This is a genomic window from Streptomyces sp. NBC_01775, from assembly GCF_035917675.1.
Lineage (GTDB): Bacteria > Actinomycetota > Actinomycetes > Streptomycetales > Streptomycetaceae > Streptomyces.
Genome location: NZ_CP109105.1, coordinates 113,992 through 130,073, shown reverse-complemented (window position 1 = coordinate 130,073; position 16,082 = coordinate 113,992). Strand labels below are relative to the sequence as shown.

Annotated in this window: 12 protein-coding genes; 8 read left to right on the top strand and 4 right to left on the bottom strand. The window is 70.5% G+C overall.

The annotated features are described in order from the left end of the window. Window positions 1–93: 93 nt before the first annotated feature. From OHB04_RS40885 to OHB04_RS40855, 7 genes are all read left to right on the top strand, one after another. Window positions 94–1,365, top strand: coding sequence for an MFS transporter (locus OHB04_RS40885; RefSeq protein WP_326693270.1), 1,272 nt, complete (start codon window positions 94–96; stop codon window positions 1,363–1,365). A gap of 834 nt (window positions 1,366–2,199) precedes the next feature. Next, the gene (locus OHB04_RS40880) at window positions 2,200–2,334 is read left to right on the top strand and encodes a hypothetical protein (protein ID WP_326809661.1); all 135 of its coding nucleotides are present in this window, start codon (window positions 2,200–2,202) and stop codon (window positions 2,332–2,334) included. 507 nt (window positions 2,335–2,841) lie between these two features. Then, window positions 2,842–3,090 (top strand): hypothetical protein, encoded by a 249-nt coding sequence (locus OHB04_RS40875; protein ID WP_326693271.1) that lies wholly within the window; start codon window positions 2,842–2,844, stop codon window positions 3,088–3,090. Window positions 3,091–3,821: 731 nt separating this feature from the next. Next, window positions 3,822–5,111, top strand: a complete 1,290-nt coding sequence (locus OHB04_RS40870; protein WP_326693272.1) for an MFS transporter — start codon at window positions 3,822–3,824, stop codon at window positions 5,109–5,111. A gap of 894 nt (window positions 5,112–6,005) precedes the next feature. After that, a complete protein-coding gene (locus tag OHB04_RS40865; RefSeq protein WP_326693273.1) occupies window positions 6,006–6,338 on the top strand; it encodes a hypothetical protein in 333 nt (110 codons plus the stop codon). A gap of 610 nt (window positions 6,339–6,948) precedes the next feature. After that, window positions 6,949–7,125 carry a hypothetical protein gene (locus OHB04_RS40860; protein WP_326693274.1) on the top strand — a complete coding sequence of 59 codons (177 nt, stop codon included), beginning with the start codon at window positions 6,949–6,951 and terminating at the stop codon, window positions 7,123–7,125. Window positions 7,126–7,770: 645 nt separating this feature from the next. Next, window positions 7,771–7,923, top strand: a complete 153-nt coding sequence (locus tag OHB04_RS40855) for a hypothetical protein (RefSeq protein ID WP_326693275.1) — start codon at window positions 7,771–7,773, stop codon at window positions 7,921–7,923. 191 nt (window positions 7,924–8,114) lie between these two features. Here OHB04_RS40855 and OHB04_RS40850 read toward each other — a convergent pair whose 3' ends face one another. Continuing rightward, window positions 8,115–8,567, bottom strand: coding sequence for a hypothetical protein (locus OHB04_RS40850; protein ID WP_326693276.1), 453 nt, complete (start codon window positions 8,565–8,567; stop codon window positions 8,115–8,117). A 228-nt stretch (window positions 8,568–8,795) separates the two neighbouring features. On the opposite strand from OHB04_RS40850, the gene mobF reads away from it, so the two are divergent. Beyond that, window positions 8,796–13,892 carry a MobF family relaxase gene (gene mobF, locus OHB04_RS40845; protein WP_326809660.1) on the top strand — a complete coding sequence of 1,699 codons (5,097 nt, stop codon included), beginning with the start codon at window positions 8,796–8,798 and terminating at the stop codon, window positions 13,890–13,892. Window positions 13,893–13,924: 32 nt separating this feature from the next. Here the strand turns inward: mobF and OHB04_RS40840 are convergent, their stop codons facing one another. From OHB04_RS40840 to OHB04_RS40830, 3 genes are all read right to left on the bottom strand, one after another. Continuing rightward, window positions 13,925–15,091 carry a DUF5710 domain-containing protein gene (locus OHB04_RS40840; protein ID WP_326693278.1) on the bottom strand — a complete coding sequence of 389 codons (1,167 nt, stop codon included), beginning with the start codon at window positions 15,089–15,091 and terminating at the stop codon, window positions 13,925–13,927. 145 nt (window positions 15,092–15,236) lie between these two features. Further along, a complete protein-coding gene (locus tag OHB04_RS40835) occupies window positions 15,237–15,557 on the bottom strand; it encodes a type II toxin-antitoxin system PemK/MazF family toxin (protein WP_326693279.1) in 321 nt (106 codons plus the stop codon). Beyond that, window positions 15,554–15,766, bottom strand: coding sequence for a type II toxin-antitoxin system CcdA family antitoxin (locus OHB04_RS40830; protein WP_326693280.1), 213 nt, complete (start codon window positions 15,764–15,766; stop codon window positions 15,554–15,556). The genes OHB04_RS40835 and OHB04_RS40830 overlap by 4 nt, the downstream gene beginning before the upstream one ends. Window positions 15,767–16,082: the final 316 nt, after the last annotated feature.

Below are 16,082 nucleotides of genomic sequence, written 5' to 3'. Positions count from 1 at the left end.
TGCCGGGACGCCCCCGGCGGGGCATCGGGCCCGCTATCCGGGACCCGAGCCTCCTAGTTCGGGAGGTGTCTGGCCGTGTCTTCTGGTAACGGCTTGGCCCTGCAGTGGTCATGGAAAGAGCACGTCAACCGTCTGACGTGGGTGCTCACCTCGACGTTCACGGAGAGTCTGGGCGCCTGCGTCTTAGTCCTGATCATGCCCTGGTACGTCCTTGAGACGACCGGCAGCGCGAGTCAGGCAGGGCTGGTCGTCTCCGCGGAGATGGGTGCGTCCGTTGCGGCGCGCTTTCTGGTCGGTCCCGTAGTGGACCGGGTGGGACTGCGGCGGACGTCGTGGATCGCTGGTGTGGTTGAGACGGTCGGCGTCGTGCTGATCGGTCTGCTTGTCGTAACGGACAGGCTGTCCTTTCCGGTGCTGCTGGCACTCATCGCTGTGACGGGTGCCGGGAACGCTACGGGCCTTCTGTCGAAGGGCTTTCTGGCTCCGGAAGCGGCGAAGTTCGTCGGTGTCGCCGAGAGCCGCGGAATCAGCCTGAGTTCGGTGATGGTGAACGTCGGACGTGTGGGCGGCCCGTCGCTCGGTGCGTTTCTGGCGGCGTGGGAGCCTGTGGCCGGTCTGGCAGTGGTGGCTCTGTTGTTCGTCGTGAGCTGTCTGATCAGCGTCCTGGCGGTGCCGATCGGCATGGAGCGGGGCCCGGTCCTGGTGGGTCGTGGTGAGGAGAAGCAGGGGTACTGGCGGAGTCTTGGCGGAGGAATTCGCTACTTCGCCGGTGAGGGCGTGCTCGTCAGGCACTTCGCGATGTTCGGCCTCATGAGTTTCCTCGTCGCGCCGATGGCCGGTGTGTTTCTGCCTCTCTGGGCCGAGGATGCCTCCGCGAGTCCGGGGGTGACCCGGTGGATCATCACTGTCGGGGCGTTCGTATCCGTGGTAGGCAGCGTTGTCGCCGTATCTGTGATTGAGCGGGTGCGGCCCTCAGCGGTCCAGGCGGTGGGTTGCCTCCTGCTGGTGCCTCAGCTGGTCATGATGGCCGTGGGCGCACCGGTGTGGCTCGTCGCGATCTCCTGGGCCGTTGCCGGTTTCGCTGGGGCGTTTCCCCCTCCGCTGGTGGAGAAGGTCAGCTACCGGTGGCCTCCGGAGGAGTTCCGGAGCCGGGTGAGGTCGCTCGGCGGTGCGGCTGTCCTCGTGGGGAGTGCCCTTGGCAACCTCGTGGGTGGGCTGGTCGTGGAGCGCTTCGGGCTGACGGTGCCGCTGATCGCGGCCTCGGTGCTGTACCTCCTGGTGGTTCAGCGGATGGCGTTCCGGAAGGACATGAGGGGGCTCACCCCGGAGATCCGTGCGGACCGTCCGGGGGAGGCGCCCCAGTAAGGGGGTCTACGCGGTGAGGCTGTTGCCCCCTCCCGGGGGCAACAGCTGACTTGCCAGTGGTTCGGGTTCCGGCGCCGCAGGGTGCCGGAACCCGTCTTCTGCGCACGCACGCGTACGGCCGGGTTCCGCGCGGACTCTGCGCGGCTGTCCGGGGCGCCGTCTCTTCCACCGTTCATTCCACCGTCGGGCAACGCGCCAGCGGTCCGGTCCGGGTCCGCGTCGGGTGTCTCTGCTGCGTCCGTGGCCGCTGTGTCCGCAGCCGATCCGACTCCGCCGTCGTGCTCCTTCTCCTCGGCGTGCCGGTGTCTCCGGGGTTCCGTAGGGGCTACCTCGGGCTGGGGCGCGGGAGGCGCGGGCCGGAGGTCGTGACCGCCGACGACTGTCCGGATGCCGCCCTGCTTCCCGCTCACGGTGTTGCGCCTTCTCGACCATGCCGGGCGGTGCCTCCGCCGTGAGGAAAGGGCTTGTGGTCGCGGATCCGGCTCGGAGGAGGGCCAGCTGAACCTGGGCCGAGCCGACCACGCCAGCCCCGGTACCGCCGAACTCGGCGGTACCGGGGCTGGCGTGGTCGGGCTGTCAGCCGTCTCGTCCTCGTCTCTCGTCGGTGGCACAGGCGTTCAGCACGCCGCTCTTTTCTCCGCGCCGGCGGTGGTCGCCCGGCGGCCCGTGGCGGCCCCTGCCCGCCGCTTGCAGCCTGCCCCAGGGGTGGGGTGGCCGCAAACCAAAGAGCGGTTTGCCCCCACCCCACCCCTGGGGCTGATCGGCTGCGCCGGGCAGGGGCCGCCACGGGCCGCAGAGAGCGGCCCTCCCTCTCCGGCGGAGAGGTAAGAGATCATGAATAACGCCCTGAAGAAGTTGCTTGAGGCGCTGGCGACCCTGGGGATGGCGTGCGTGATGAGTAAGACGAATGCCGACTGCGCGTACTACCAGGGGAAGTGCCTCAGGTGCGGCGGGGCCGAGCCGAAGTGATCCGGTCGTTGTGAGTTCCGGCGTCCGTCGTCGTGCGGCGGGCGCCGGAGCTGTTTTTGGTGTCTGTGAGGCGGGCTGCTGTTCGCTTCGTGTGCCGTGGTCTCGCTGAGCTTTCCGGTTCGGTGGGTGGGAGTCGGCCTCGGTGCCGCCGAGAACGGCGGCACCGAGGCTTTCGTCGTGCTGGGTACTGTCCGGCAGCGGCAGGGCGTTGGGAATTCCTGCTCGCTGTTCTGTTGGCTTGGTGCGCGTGAGCGGCCAGGAGGAATTGCTCCGACTGAGACGTCACGGCTTCACGTTTCAGCTGTCCCTTTGTCACGACCGCTCTCTGCGGCGGGTGGTTGTCCCCTGTCCGCCGCTTTGAGCCTGCACTACGCCGAGACGGGAGACAACCGGGCGAGGAACGAGCCCGGTTGTCTCCCGCCCCAGCGCAGCGCGGTCGGCCCGCGCCGGACAGGGGACAACCACCCGCCGCAGAGAGCGGCGAGTCCCCTTCCAAGGGAGGGAACCATGCGCAAAGGCCGTAGCTCGATCGTGAAGGTGGTTGTGGCAATCCTGGTGGTGCTCGCCATCGTCTTCGTGGTCGTGGGGTGCCAGGACAACGACGATGAGTGCGGCGAGAGCAGCCTCGGTGCCAGGACGGTGACGACCGCGGCGTTCTCCCCGTCGAAGGCCGGCGGAGCGTCCTTGGCCAAGGGCAAGGGGGGAAGGAAGAAGAATCGCCGCGGCATCTCCAACCCTTTCGACAACAACTGCTGAGTCCCGTCCCGGTCGACGCTCAGCTACACGATGATGTGTAGCTGAGCGGCCGAGATCCCCCGGTGCCCGCGAGCCACTTCGGCGGGCACCGGGGGATCTGTGTGGAAAGCAGGAGGCCCGGTGTCCGCCAGTTCTCTGGCGGACACCGGGCCTTTTTCGTGTGCTCGGTTTGCCGTCCGTGGCGGCCCCTGCCCCGGCGCTTGCAGCGATCCGGGATCGCTGTGCTTCGAGGGTGTTGGGCGCTGGTGAGGTTGCTGTCGCGGTGTTTTGCCGGTGGCCGAGGCGTCGATGACGAGTCGGGGTTCGCACAGGGGCGGCGGGTTGCCCGGTCGGCCTGGCGCTCGGGTCCGAGGCCGACCGGCCGGGTGCCGGAATGCCTGTCCGGTCTTGAGCGGCGTGTGCGGGGCGGGTCATACCTGACAGCTTGACCGCGTCCTTCTTCGTGGACTCGGCCGGTGGTTCTTCATGGCCGCGGCGTCGCCCCTCCTCGGATTCTCGATCCACGGCCTCGCGTGTCCATGTGTCGGCCTGGGCGCGGGGGTCTTGATGCCCCGCCGGAAGCATCCCGGCACAGGAGCGTGACGGGTGCTGGAGGTACCGGGGCTTGCTTCGCGGCGCCCCGGTACCTCCAGCACCCGTCCGGGGGCCCCTGCCGGGACGCTCCCGGCGGGGCATCAAGACCCGTTATCCCGGGTCTGAGCCTCCGATGGAGTTTGGGAGGTGTCATAGCCGTGTCTGTTGGAAGCGGCTTGGCCCTGGGGTTGTCGATGGCAAGGCATTACAGCGCTCTGCTGTGGGTGCTCGCCACGACGTTCACGGGGTGTATCAGCGCATGGATCATGATCTTGACCATGCCCTGGTTCGTGATCGCCACGACCGGTAGTGCGAGTCATGCGGGGATGGTTGTCTTCGCGGAGTTGGCGCCGTACGTCGTGGTGCGGTTTCTGGCCGGTCCGGTGGTGGACCGTGTGGGGCTGCGGCGGACGTCGTGGATGGCTGGTGTGGTGGGGACGATCAGTGTCACGCTGATCGCGGTGTTGCTTGTCATGGACATGCTGACTTATCCGGCACTGCTGGCGCTCATCGCGTTGATAGGTGCTGTGGACGGTGCGGGCTCTTTGGCGAAGAGGTTTCTGGCTCCGGAAGCGGCGAAGTACGTCGGTGTCGCTGAGGGGCGTGGTATCAGCCTGAGTTCGGCGATGGTGACTGTCGGCCGTGTGTTCGGTCCTTCAATCGGCGCCTTCCTAGTGGCGATGGAGCCTGTGGTCGGTCTGGCGGTGGTGGCTCTGCTGTCCACCGTGAGCTGTCTGATCGTCGGCCTGGCGCTGCCGAGCGGCATGGAGCCGGGCCGGGTCAATGCGGGTCACGGTGAGGAGGAACAGGGGTACTGGCGGAGTCTCGGCCAGGGGATCGGCCACTTCCGCAGGGACGGCCTGCTCGTCAGGCTCTACGTGATGTTGGGCCTCATGAGTTTCCTGCTCGCGCCGATGACCAGCGTGTTTCTGCCCTCTTGGGCGTTGGAGACCGATGCGGGTCCGGGGGCGATCGGCGCACTCCTCAGCACGGCGGCGGTCGCGTCCTGCATAGGGAGCGCCGTTGCCGTAACCCTGGTCGAGCGGGTGCGGTCCTGGGTGATCCTGATAGTGGGTTACTTCCTGGTGGTGGCTCAGTTACCCGCGCTGGCCCTGGACGCACCGATGTGGCTCGCCATGGTTGCCTGGGCCGTCGCCGGTTTCGCCGGGGCTTTCATCGAGCCGGTGATCGGGAAGATCACTTACTCGCGGCCTCCGGAGGAGTTCCGGAGCCGGGTGAGTTCCGTCGGCGGTTCCCTTGCCGCCTCGGGGAGTGCTCTCGGCGGCCTCGTCGCGGGACAGGTCGTGGAGCGATTCGGGCTGACCGTGCCGCTGCTCGCGGCCTCGGTGCTGTACCTCGCGGTGGCCCTGGGCACGGTGTTACGGAAGGACATGAGGGAGCTCACCCCGAAGATCCGTGGGGACCGTCCAGAGGAGGCGCCCCAGTAGGCGGGTCCAGGCGGTGAGTGTCGGGCTGTTGCTTTCCTCCGGGGGCAACAGCCCGACCGACCGGTGTTCGGCCCCGGCTCCCTGGGCGCCGGGGCCGCTTCCCGTGTGCGGAGGTGCCGCGCCGCCACCGGGACCGCTTCCGCACCGTCGGCTATTCCTCTGTCGGGTTCCGGACTTCATCCCCGGCCGTGTGCATCCGGGGTGAGACGGATCGCCCGACGAAACGTCCTTCGCCAAGAGCGACCGGAAGTCGAAGCCCCGTGGACACCGTGGCGGCTCCGGCGGCATCGCCGTCTTCACGACGACAACTGCGACTGAGCCCCGTCCCGGTCGCCGCTCAGCTACACGATGATGCGCAGCTGAGCGGCCGAACCCTCCCCGGGTGCCCGTGAGCTACTTCGGCGGGCACCGGACCTTGTTTGCGTGCTCGTTCGCGTGCTCGGTTTGCGGCACAGCGGGGGCGGGGCGAGCGTCCTGGCCGAGCCTGCGGACCGGCGCCGACCGATGCGGATGACCCCGGCTGCGCACGGGCCGCCGTCTTCCGGGGCGTCCTTCCTCCGGTCCTGTCTCGTGACTGCTTCGTGCCATCGCGCAGCGCGCCGATTCTTCCCCGGCTTCACGCCCGGCGCCGTCTGCCTTCGGTCCGTATCCGGCGCCTCGTTCGTCCTGCTCCTTCTCGACGGTGCGCCGGCGGCACCTGCCGTCGGGAGGGGGTCTGTGGTGGTCCCTGTCCGCCGCTTGCAGCGTGCCCCAGGGGTGGGGTGGGGGCAAACCAAAAGGCGGTTTGCCCCCGCCCCACCCCTGGCGCGGATCGGCTGCGCCGGACAGGGCCCACCACGGACCCCCTCCCTCATGACGGAGGCACCGTCCGGCACTGCCGAGAAGGAGCACATCGTGGAGAAGCAGGGCGGCATGTGGACGGACGCCAACGGCGAGCCTCGGCCGAAGCAGGGGTATTGGCGGAGTCTCGGCGAAGTGATCGGCTACATCCGCAGTGACAAGGAGCTCGTCAGGTTCGTTGTGGGGTGGCTCCTCATGGATGTCTTGACCGTTGGTGGCGCCACCCTTTCCATGGGGTTGGGACTCGTGGACCACGAGCTGATCGTGCCGCTGATTGGGTTCTGGATGCTGTACGTCGCGGTGAGGGGGCTGCTGTACCGGAGGGTCGTGAGCTGGCTCGCCTTGGAGGCTCGTGAGGCCCGTCGTCTGTACGAGGCGTCCCAGTAAGGGGGGGGCGACGCGGTGGGTGTCAGGCTGTTGCCTCCTTCCGTGGGCAACAGCTGACGGATCGGTGTTCGGCCCGGGTGCCGCAGGGCGCCGGGGCCGTTTTCTGTGTGCGGACGCGTGGTGCTGCCGGGGCCGGTTCGGCATCGTCGGTTTTCTTCTGCTGGATCCTGAACTTGATCCTCGGCTCGTGTGTCCGGTGGTGAGAGGGGGCGCTGGGTACGGAGTCGCGTCATTGTGCCGCGCGAGTATCCGGCTGGCGTTCCGGCTGATGTTCTGGCCGGGCATGCTGCACCGTCTCGCGGTTGCGTGGGTGGGCCCCGGCGGCTGATTTCGTCGTTGCGTTCTGCCGTTTTCCACGCTGCAGCTTCCGCGGCTTCCGTCTCGCTCCTTCTCGCTGGTGCGTGGGTGGTATCGGCCGTCGGCCAGGGGGTCCGTGGAGGTCCCTGTCCGCCGCTTGCAGCCTGCCCCAGGGGTGGGGCGCTGGCAAACCAAAAAGCGGTTTGCCCCCACCCCACCCCTGGCGCGGATCGGCTGCGCCGGACAGGGCCCACCACGGACCCCCTCCCTCACGACGGAGGCACCGCCCGGCACTGCCGAGAAGGAGTGCACCATGTCGAACACGCAGAAGGATCCAGAGCCCGTCAGCGCCGTGATGGACCGTCTCGGCCTCAGCATTGATCCTGTCGCCCCCGTCAACGCCAAGTCGGACGAGGCCGAAGAACGCGCGATAGCGTTCGGCATCGCGGCGGAGGGGCGCGCGCCGGTTCTCCCCAGCGAGAACACCTGAGGCCGGTAAGGTCGGCGATAGCTGGCCCCGGTGCCGCCATCACGGCGGCGCCGGGGCCTTCTCGTGTTGGTTCTTCTCCGCGCGGGAGTGTGCGGGGAGACGTACGCCGACGGGGGGTGAAGTCGAGTTGGTGGGGGGCCTGTCGGTGCTGACCGCGCGGCGCGGGAGTTTTGTTGCGGTCGGCGTGTGCGGAAGAGGCGCAGAGGCGGCGTGCCATTCTCCGGCCCCGGGAGCGTGGCGGCCCGCTGTGTGAACGCGGCGGCCCGGCCTGAGGGTTCTGCGGACGTGTTCCTCGCGATGTCGTTGCTTCAGCCGGAGGCGCACGGGGCTCCGGTAGGTGCCGCGTTTCGTGGGAGCTCCGGGCCTCTGCGGCTGTTTGTCTCTTCCGGTTTCCGTCGGTGTTCTTCCGTCTTCCGGCTGGTCTCCTGGTCGGGTGCCGGGCGGTGGCCTCGGCGGTGGGGTGGGTCGTGTTCGGCCCTGCCCGCCGCTTGCAGCCTGCGGTGGGAGCGGGGTGGCCGCAAACCAAAAGCGGGTTTGCCCCCACCCCGCTCCCACCGCTGATCGGCTGCGTCGGGCAGGGCCGAACACGGCCCACCCCGGGGCTCCCCGAGGCCACCGCCCGGCACACACGAGAAGGAGAGCACCATGAATCTGAGGAGTGCGACCCCCCACGCGGACAAGGAGCTGCACAAAGCGGAGGGGAACGCGCCCGCTGCGGAGGTGAACGCGCCCGACGCCGGGCACACGGGCACCGAGAGCGAGCCCACGCACGTGAAGGACGAGGGGGACCGCAAGTAGCGGTAACCGCTACCGGGTGAGCCCCGGTACCGCCGACTCCGGCGGTACCGGGGCTCTTGGTGTGTATGCGGAGCGCATTCGCGGAGTGCGCCGACGGGGCCGGTGACATCCGTGGGGTTGCTCGAAAGTCCGTGGCCGTCGCTCCCGAGCGTTTCAGGAGAGGTCTTGTCCGGCGCGCTGGTGGGGTGCGGCTAGTGAGGCGCGGGGTGAGCTCCGCTGAGCGAGGGCTGCGCGGGTTGTGAGGCAGTCGGCGCCGCGCCGTCGGCTTCGGTTTGTGTCTCCCGGCCCTGGGCCGGTGCGGCGGGGGCCGGTTCGGCTGCTCCGGCCGTCTCGGCGGTCAGCCCGGCATCGGAGGGCGCGGCAGCGTGCCGTTCATGGGTGTTGAGGTACTCGCGCACCTCGGCCGCGGTCAGGCCGAGGGCGGCGGCGGCGTCGCGCCGGCCGCCGAAGGCGGCGACGGCTTCGGAGACCGCCGCGGCCAGGTCGCGCCGGGCTTCCTCCAGCTTGGCTATGCGCTGGTCGAATGTGGTGACCGAGGCGAGCTGGGCGGCCTGGCGCCGCTTGGCGTCCTCCAGTTCGCGTTTGTGCTGTTCACGCAGCGCGTGGCGCCGTGCCTGGAGTTGTTCGTTGTGTCGTGACGTCATGTCCGCACATGCTTCACGATCACCACGCCCGCGACAAGAGGCTTCTGATCGTCTGTGTGACCGTCACAGGCAAGGAAACGCCGTTGGCTGGCGTTGGCTCAGCTCCCAAGGGGAGCTGAGCCAACGCCAGCCAACGGCGTTAAAAAAGTGAACCACACCTCTTGCTATTCGACTCCGAGCGCTGTGAACTGCCGTTGTGCCGAAGCTGCTTGCTCCTCCGACGTCGCGGTGCAGTGTGCACGCGGCGGGGCTCCGGGGGCGCTGGTGATCACGCTGCATCCGATATCGGCGGGGTCCGGTATCGCCTATCTGATGCGTACCGTTTCCGGTGACGATGTAAAGGCCACTTTGAAGGGTCTCCCCGACCACTGGACCGAGGGCGGGGACACTCCGGGTGAGTGGATGGGGGCCGAGGCGGCGGCACTCGGGCTGTCAGGAACGGTCACCCAGGAGGATGCCGACGCGATCTTCAGAGATGCCGTGGACCCTGTCAGCGGACAACGGATGGGCCGGGCCTGGCCTCGCTACACGCCGGCCGACGAGCTGTACGCGAAGTACCTGAAGGGGGAGCCGGAGGCATCCGAAGCCCGCCGTCAGCAGCTGCGGGCCAAGGCGGATCGGGAGGGGAACCGGACGGCGCGGGCGGGCTGGGAGATGGTCTTCTCGCCCGTCAAAAGCTTCTCCGTGCTGTGGGCCATGGCCGATGACGAGCAGCGCGCACGGCTGGAAGCGGTGGAGCGCGCGGCGTTCGAGAAGGTCTTCGCGCTTATCGAGAAGGAGGCGTGCTGGACGCGGGTCGGGCCGACTGCGGCAGCACAGGTTCAGGTGCCCGGCCAGGGGTTCATCGGCGCGGTCTTCTCCCATCGCAGTTCACGTGCCGGCGATCCGGATTTCCATCGGCATCTGGGGGTCAGCTCGAAGATCCGCACCGAGGACGGGCGCTGGCTGGCGCTCGACGCCCGGCCGTTGCACGCCCGCCTGGTGGAGTTCTCCGAGATGTACACCGCGGAGACGGAGCGGGGGATGGCGGCGGTGTACGGGGTTCTCGCGGAGGTCCGGCAGAACTCGCTGCGCCCCGCCCGCCGGCCGGTGCGGGAGTTCCTCGGGGTGGACGATGATGTGGTCCGGGGCTTCTCGAAGCGCCACAGTGCGACCGAGGCCGCACTGGCCTCCATGACCGGTGATTTCAGGGTCCGGGAGGGGCGTGAGCCGTCCCGTGCGGAGGAGTACAAGCTGGCTCAGGCCGCCACTTTGGCAGTCCGTCCGGACAAGGAGCGGACCGCCGTCGAGGAAGAGCGCGAACGGTGGATCGAGCAGGCCCGGGAGATGGGCATCGAGCACCCTGATGCACTGCTGCAGCACGCGATGGATGTCTCCCGGGAGGCGGCGGGAACCGCTTCGCGGGCGGACGTTCCGCTGTCCGATGTACCCGCTCGGGCACTGCGCGTTCTGGAGGGGCAGCGTGCGCAGTGGACGCGTTCCAACGCGGCTGCCGAGATCTACCGGCAGCTCGTGGAGACGGGCTGGCACGTGCGTCTGAGTGACGCCGCGTTCGCGGAAACGGTGGAGCGTGCCACGGACGCACTGCTCGATCCGGACCTGTGTGAGCGCCTGGACGCGCCGGACGCCGTGGCGCTTCCGGAGCGCTTCCGCCGGGCCGATGGCTCCTCCCTTTTCGAGCCGGTCGCCACCGGTCAGGTCTTCACGTCGCACGGAATCCTGGCCGCCGAACAGGAGCTGGTGGAGGCGGCGATCCGGCCGGCGTCGGTGCGGATTCTGAGCACCGAGCAGGTGGATGCGGCGATCGCCGCGGGGGATGAGGAGCGCGGTTTCACCCCCAGCACGGAGCAGCGCCAGGTCGTGCGGAACCTGCTGGGTTCGGATGTGCGGGTGGGGGCGGTCATCGGTCCTGCTGGCACGGGGAAGACCACCATTATGCGGCTGGTGCGGGAGGCCGCGGACGCGCACGGGCTCCCCGTGCTGGGTCTGGCGGGTGGTCAGGTGCAGGCCGACAACCTCGCCGAGGAAGCCGGGATCCGGGCGGAGAACATCGCCCGCTGGCGCTACATGAGTGAGCGGAACAGCGGCTCTCAGTGGTCTTTGAGGCCGGGGCAGATCGTCATCGTCGACGAGGCGGGCCAGGCGTCCACACCTGATCTGCGCGCGCTGGCGGAGCAGGTCGAAGCCGTCGGTGGCCGGCTGCTGCTGGTCGGTGATCCGCGTCAGCTGGGCTCGCCGGGTGTGGGTGGTGCCCTCGCGCTGATCGAGGCGGATGCGGGTGCGCAGTATCTGTCCGAGGTGCGCCGTTTCCGGGACGCCGACAAGACGGTGCGTCACTGGGAAGTCGAGGCCGCGGCGGCGGTCTCGCGCGGCGATGCGGACGCCTCTTTCGACGTCTATGCGCAGCGCGGCCGGATCCGGCACGGCAGTGCCGATGCCATGCTCGACGCCGTCTACACCGCCTGGCGGCAGGACACCGCAGACGGCATGAACTCGGTGATGATCGCCTCCAACAACGCGCTCGTTGCGCAGTTGAACGAGCGCGCACGCAGCGACCTGGCGGCCCGTGGCGAGGTCGACACCGGCGTCGAGGCCGACCTGGGGGACGGCAACCGGGCAGGGGCCGGAGACCGGGTTGTCACCCGCGCCAACGACCGGCGGTTGCGCACTCACGACGGCCGTCAGTGGGTGCGCAACGGAGACACCTGGACGGTGGAGGCTGTCGAGGGTGGCGGCGGTATCACCGCCGTGCACGACCGCACCGGCCGCCGGGTCACGCTGCCCGCCGCCTATGTCGGTGAGGCGGTGGAGCTCGGTTACGCGGTCACCAAGGACCGCGCACAGGGCCTGACTGTCGACTCGGGTCACGCCTTGTTCGACAGCTCCATGGACCGCAACGGTGCCTACCCGGCACTGACCCGTGGCCGCTGGGCCAACCACGCGTATCTCGTCACGGTCAAGCCGGGCGATCCGGAGACCGGTGAGCCCGGTGAGCGGCTGACGCACCGCCAGGTCTGGCAGGCCGTGCTGCGCCGGGACGGCACCCAGCAGTCGGCCACCATGACTGCGCGCCGCAGCGAGGAAGCGGCCTGCTCGGTGCGCACTCACACGGGCCGGCTGGCTTTCGTTCTCGACCAGATCGCCGACGACCGGGCCCGTCATGCGGTGGTCGCTCTTCTTGGCCAGGAGGCCGCTCAGCAGTTGCTCTCGGCGCCTGCCTGGCCCGCGCTGCGCGCCCAACTGGGGCAGCTGGCCGATGACGGATTCGACACCGACCGGCTGCTGGAGACGACCTGGCGTCAGCGGGACTTCCTCGACGGCGACGGCACTCTGGTGCGGGACATCGCCGCTGTCGTGCACGCGCGCAACGCCCGGGCCGTCGACGCGGACGAGGGGTCCCCGGAGGACTTCGAGCGTGCGCAGGACGCGCCTCGCCCGGCCACGGCACCTCAGCTGCTCACCTCTGTTCCGGTACCGGGCGACGACCCGCTGGCGGCGCTCGGGCTGGTGCTGCCGGAGGCGGAGCCGGGCGACGATCCGCAGACCGTTCAGGCGGCCCGGGAGCTGGCAGCCGCCGCGCGCGTGCGCGCCGCTCAGCTGGGCGAAGCTGCCCAGCTCGACGCCGAGGCGGGCCAGGGGTGGGCCGCCGTCCATGGTCCTCGGCCCGCCGGTGCGCAGGAGGCGGCGGTCTGGGAAGAGCGGCTGATCGCAGCAGCTGTCTACCGCGATCTGGCCGGTCATGACGGGCCTGCCCCCACCGGGCCGGCCCCTTCCGCCGGGGGCATGGACGCGGCTCTGCGCGGTGTGTGGCGCGCCGCGCAGCCTCTCGACGATCCTGCCGGGGCGGCTGAGGAGCTGGCGGCCGGGGCCCCCGTCTGGCTCGACACTTTGGGCCCGCGTCCGGGTGCGGACGAGGCGGCGCGGAAGCTGTGGGACCGGGCGGCGTGGGCGGCGTACACGTACCGCAGGCTGTGGGATTTCGGGCACGAGAGTGTCGCGCTGGGGGAGCGGCCCGCTGATCCGGTGGCTGCCGCCGACTACGAGGCGGCCAGCGCCGCGATCACCGCCTGGCGAGCGGGTTCGGGTATCGGAGTAACGGGGCAGCGGCTGGGCGAGATGGAGGGCGAGGAGCTGCGCCGGGCGGACTGGCGTGGCCGCAGCAGCGCGGATCGCGTCCAGCGGGTGGAGGAGGCGCTGGCTGTTCTGCAGCGTGCGGAGACCGCTCGGGAAGTGGCCCGGCAGGCCGCTCAGGACGCCACCAACCGTGCCCAGGCGCTGCGGAACGCCGGCACTCCCCAGCGGGCGGAACGCGCCCGGGAAATGGCGGAGCGGGCTGCCGAGGCGCACGAGGAGGCGGCTGTCCAGGAGCAGCTGATCGCCGATGCCCGTGAGACTCTCGGCGAGCTCGCCCCCGGTGTGCTCGAGGACCGTGAGCGGGTCCGGCGGGGAGCGGACGCCCAGCGGGAACTGGCCCGCCGGACCTTGCGGGGCACCCCCGACGAGGAGCAGGCTGCCGCGAGCGCGCAGGTTCCGCCTTGGCAGGAGAGGCCCCATGGGCGGCTCACCGACGTGCAGTTGCGGGAGGCGCACCGCCGGGCGCTGGAGGCCGCGCGGGCTGCCGAGAGCAGTGCCACCGAACAGGAGGCGCTCTCTCAGCGGCTGGCCGCCGAAGCGGTTCCCGGTGGCCGGATCGAGCAGCGGGTCACGGCTCAGGCGGCGCGGGTCGAGGCCATCCACCGGTGGCGCACTGCGCAGCAGCAGGCCGAGACCGTGCGCCGGCAGGCCGCGGAAAACGCCGCTCACCGCCAGGAGCCGGCCGCGCGGCTGGCAGCGACTCACCGCATGGGCGTGCCCGCGGTGCGCGGTGCTGAGCGGCGTGCCCTGGAGGAGCGTCTGCACCGCTTGGAGGAGCAGGCGGCGCGGCTCGCTGAACAGCTCGCGCAGGCCGAACAGGCCGGGGAGCAGGCTGCGGTGACGGCTGGGGAGCCCGCGCGGCATGAGCAGTTGCTGGCCGACTGGCAGGAGGCGGGTGGCGAGTTCGATGCGGCCCTCGCGCGTGCGCGGACCACTGCCGGTCAGGACGCGGAGGCCGCCGCGGGCGAGGCCGGTCGGATGCGTGAGCGCTCCCGTCAGCTGCGTGATTCGGCTGCTGCGGTGCGCCGCGAGCAGAGTGTGCGTGCCACCCTTCCGGACGACCGGCGCGCTGCCGAACAGGCTGCTCGTGCACAGCAGCCCCGTCCGCCGCAGCAGCGTCCCGCTCCGCCCGCTGGGCCTCAGCAGCGTCCGGACTTCCCTCGCCGTGACGGGCCGCGCCGTGCGACGTGACCCTTGTTCCCGACGGCCTCGGCAGGCGGGGGTCAGGTCAGTGGCTTGCGCTCCTGGCGCCCGTCGGTGAGTCGGCCGGTCACGGTGCGGAAGCGCCGTTCGTCCGGGTCCCAGGTGGCCGCGCTGTGCGGGGTGTCCAGCGCTTCGGCCGCCGCTGCCAGCACTGCCTGGTGCACCGGTCCGGCCAGGGCGAAGTCGTCCACCAGGTGGGCCCATTCGCAGGGCCGGCACACGATCTGCCAGTAGTCCGGGGAGGTCTCGGTCACCGACGCGACCGCGATGTCCGGCGGCCTGACGTGGGTGTCGCACATGTGGCAGAACCACTGCCACCGCGGCACGGTGATCCACTGCGGTCCGCCTCCGGGGGCCGGCCGGCTGAAGACGGTGTCCAGCGCGCGGGCGAGCTCCTCCTCGCTCACTGTCCGCGCCAGGGGTGCCTTCGGTACCTCGGGTGAGGGGGCTGCGGGCCGGGCGGTGGCAGGGGGAGCAGCGGCTGCTCCGGTAGCCCGTTCCTGCCGTGCGGTCTGCCACGCCGCCTGTTCCCGTTCGGGGGCCGAGGGCGGGGGAGTCACGGTGATGCCCGCGCCGGTGAGCATGCTCAGATCCAGCCTCCACGCGCGGGCCGAGCGCGTGCGCCACAGTGCGAACGCGGCCCGCACGTGGCGTTCCGCCGCGGCTTCCGGCATCCCGGTGACGGACTGCAGATGGGCCAGGGCAGCACTCCGTCGGCCGTTGACCTCGGCCAGTCCGAAGTGGGTGACGGTGTGGCAGGTGGTGCACAGGCACACCAGCCGCCGCAGCTGCTGCACTCCGCGTTCTTCGTCGTACTCCCAGCGTTCGTGGGCTTCGAGCCACCGTCGTGCCGTGCGGTCCTCGCCCTGCCCGCACGCCTCGCACCGCTGCCGGGCCCTTGTGGTGATCATGCGCCGCAGCCTTTCCCAGTCGCGGGGGGCCACGCATGAGCGGACGTTGGTGAACCAGCACGAGCGCGGGATGAGGTCCACGAACAGCCCGGGTCTGAATTCCCGGTCCTCGCCGGGGAGCAGGGCGGGAAGGTCCGGCAGCGCTGCCCACCGCTCCAGGCCCGGCATTCCCGGCCGCGGTGCGAACCAGCGTCTGGCCGCCGGGTCCCAGCGGGCTCCCTGTGCCTTGGCCTCGTCCTTCTCCGCGAAGGGCACGTCCAGCCAGAAGCGGGCCATCTCCCTCACTCCTCGACGCTCGCTCGGGCCGGCCCTCCCCGGTGCCGCCGACCGCGCTCTTGTTCCCGGCTGAGAAGCCGTTGCGTCCCCGGGGCGCCCAGCCCGCGCCCCGGCGCCCGGGCGCCGGGGCGGCTGGGCCTGTCTGTCAGTGGAGGTCCAGGGTGACGCGCAGGGCGGCGGAGATCCGGTTCATGGTCTCCGCGTCGACGGTGCCGAGGAACTCGCCGTCTCTCAGCCGCTTGTCGGTCAGGGCGGTGAGGTCGACGGCGACGGCGGCGCCGCGCACCGGGCGGGTCAGGGGGATGGTGACGACGGTGTCCGGGGCGCCCTCGGTCTCGTCGATCATCATGCACACGGCGGTGCCGGGCAGGGCTTCGAGGGCGGCGTCCGATTCGACGATGACCACGGCCCGGCTCTTGGTTGCCAGCCGGACGCGCCGGACCTGTCCGCGGGCGAGGGGCGTCACGCGACGTCCTCGCCGAAGACGTCGGCGAGCTCTTCGGTGTCGTTCGCGGCCCGCTCGCGCCAGGCCCGTACGGCGGGGGCCGCGTCGCGCAGCTGCTGGGCCCTGAGCGCGTGCTCGACGTAGGCCGACAGATTGCCGCCGGAGGCGGCGCGGGCATGGGCGACGAGATCGGCCGGCAGGCTGACCGTGGTACGCGTACGAGTGCTCATACGGGTGAGCATACTCACGTATGCCGTCGTGCCGATGGCGGTCCAGTGCACTGCCATCGGGTTCGCCCGGCCCGCGCGGCCGAAGACCGCCGGGCCGCCGAGCCAACTGCCGGATGCGGGCGCTGCCCGCATCCGGCAGGCTCGACAGCCACCCCACCCGGCCGGCGAACGCCCGCATCCTGGCGTGGGGCCCGGTGGGCGTCGTCGCCGTCCACACCCGGCCGTAGGCGTCGGTTTCCGCTTCCAGCTCCGGCAGTTTTGACCACGGCGAGGTCCGGGATGCTCCGTGCCGTAAAGACCTTCCAGGGCACGCTCA

What these genes read in the sequence shown, in the direction of transcription:
- OHB04_RS40860 (WP_326693274.1), top strand. Translation starts at nt 6,949, where the DNA reads ATGTCGAACACGCAGAAGGATCCAGAGCCCGTCAGCGCCGTGATGGAC.
- OHB04_RS40880 (WP_326809661.1), top strand. Translation starts at nt 2,200, where the DNA reads ATGAATAACGCCCTGAAGAAGTTGCTTGAGGCGCTGGCGACCCTGGGG.
- OHB04_RS40855 (WP_326693275.1), top strand. Translation starts at nt 7,771, where the DNA reads ATGAATCTGAGGAGTGCGACCCCCCACGCGGACAAGGAGCTGCACAAA.
- OHB04_RS40840 (WP_326693278.1), bottom strand. Translation starts at nt 15,091, where the DNA reads ATGGCCCGCTTCTGGCTGGACGTGCCCTTCGCGGAGAAGGACGAGGCC.
- OHB04_RS40830 (WP_326693280.1), bottom strand. Translation starts at nt 15,766, where the DNA reads ATGAGCACTCGTACGCGTACCACGGTCAGCCTGCCGGCCGATCTCGTC.
- OHB04_RS40850 (WP_326693276.1), bottom strand. Translation starts at nt 8,567, where the DNA reads ATGACGTCACGACACAACGAACAACTCCAGGCACGGCGCCACGCGCTG.
- OHB04_RS40875 (WP_326693271.1), top strand. Translation starts at nt 2,842, where the DNA reads ATGCGCAAAGGCCGTAGCTCGATCGTGAAGGTGGTTGTGGCAATCCTG.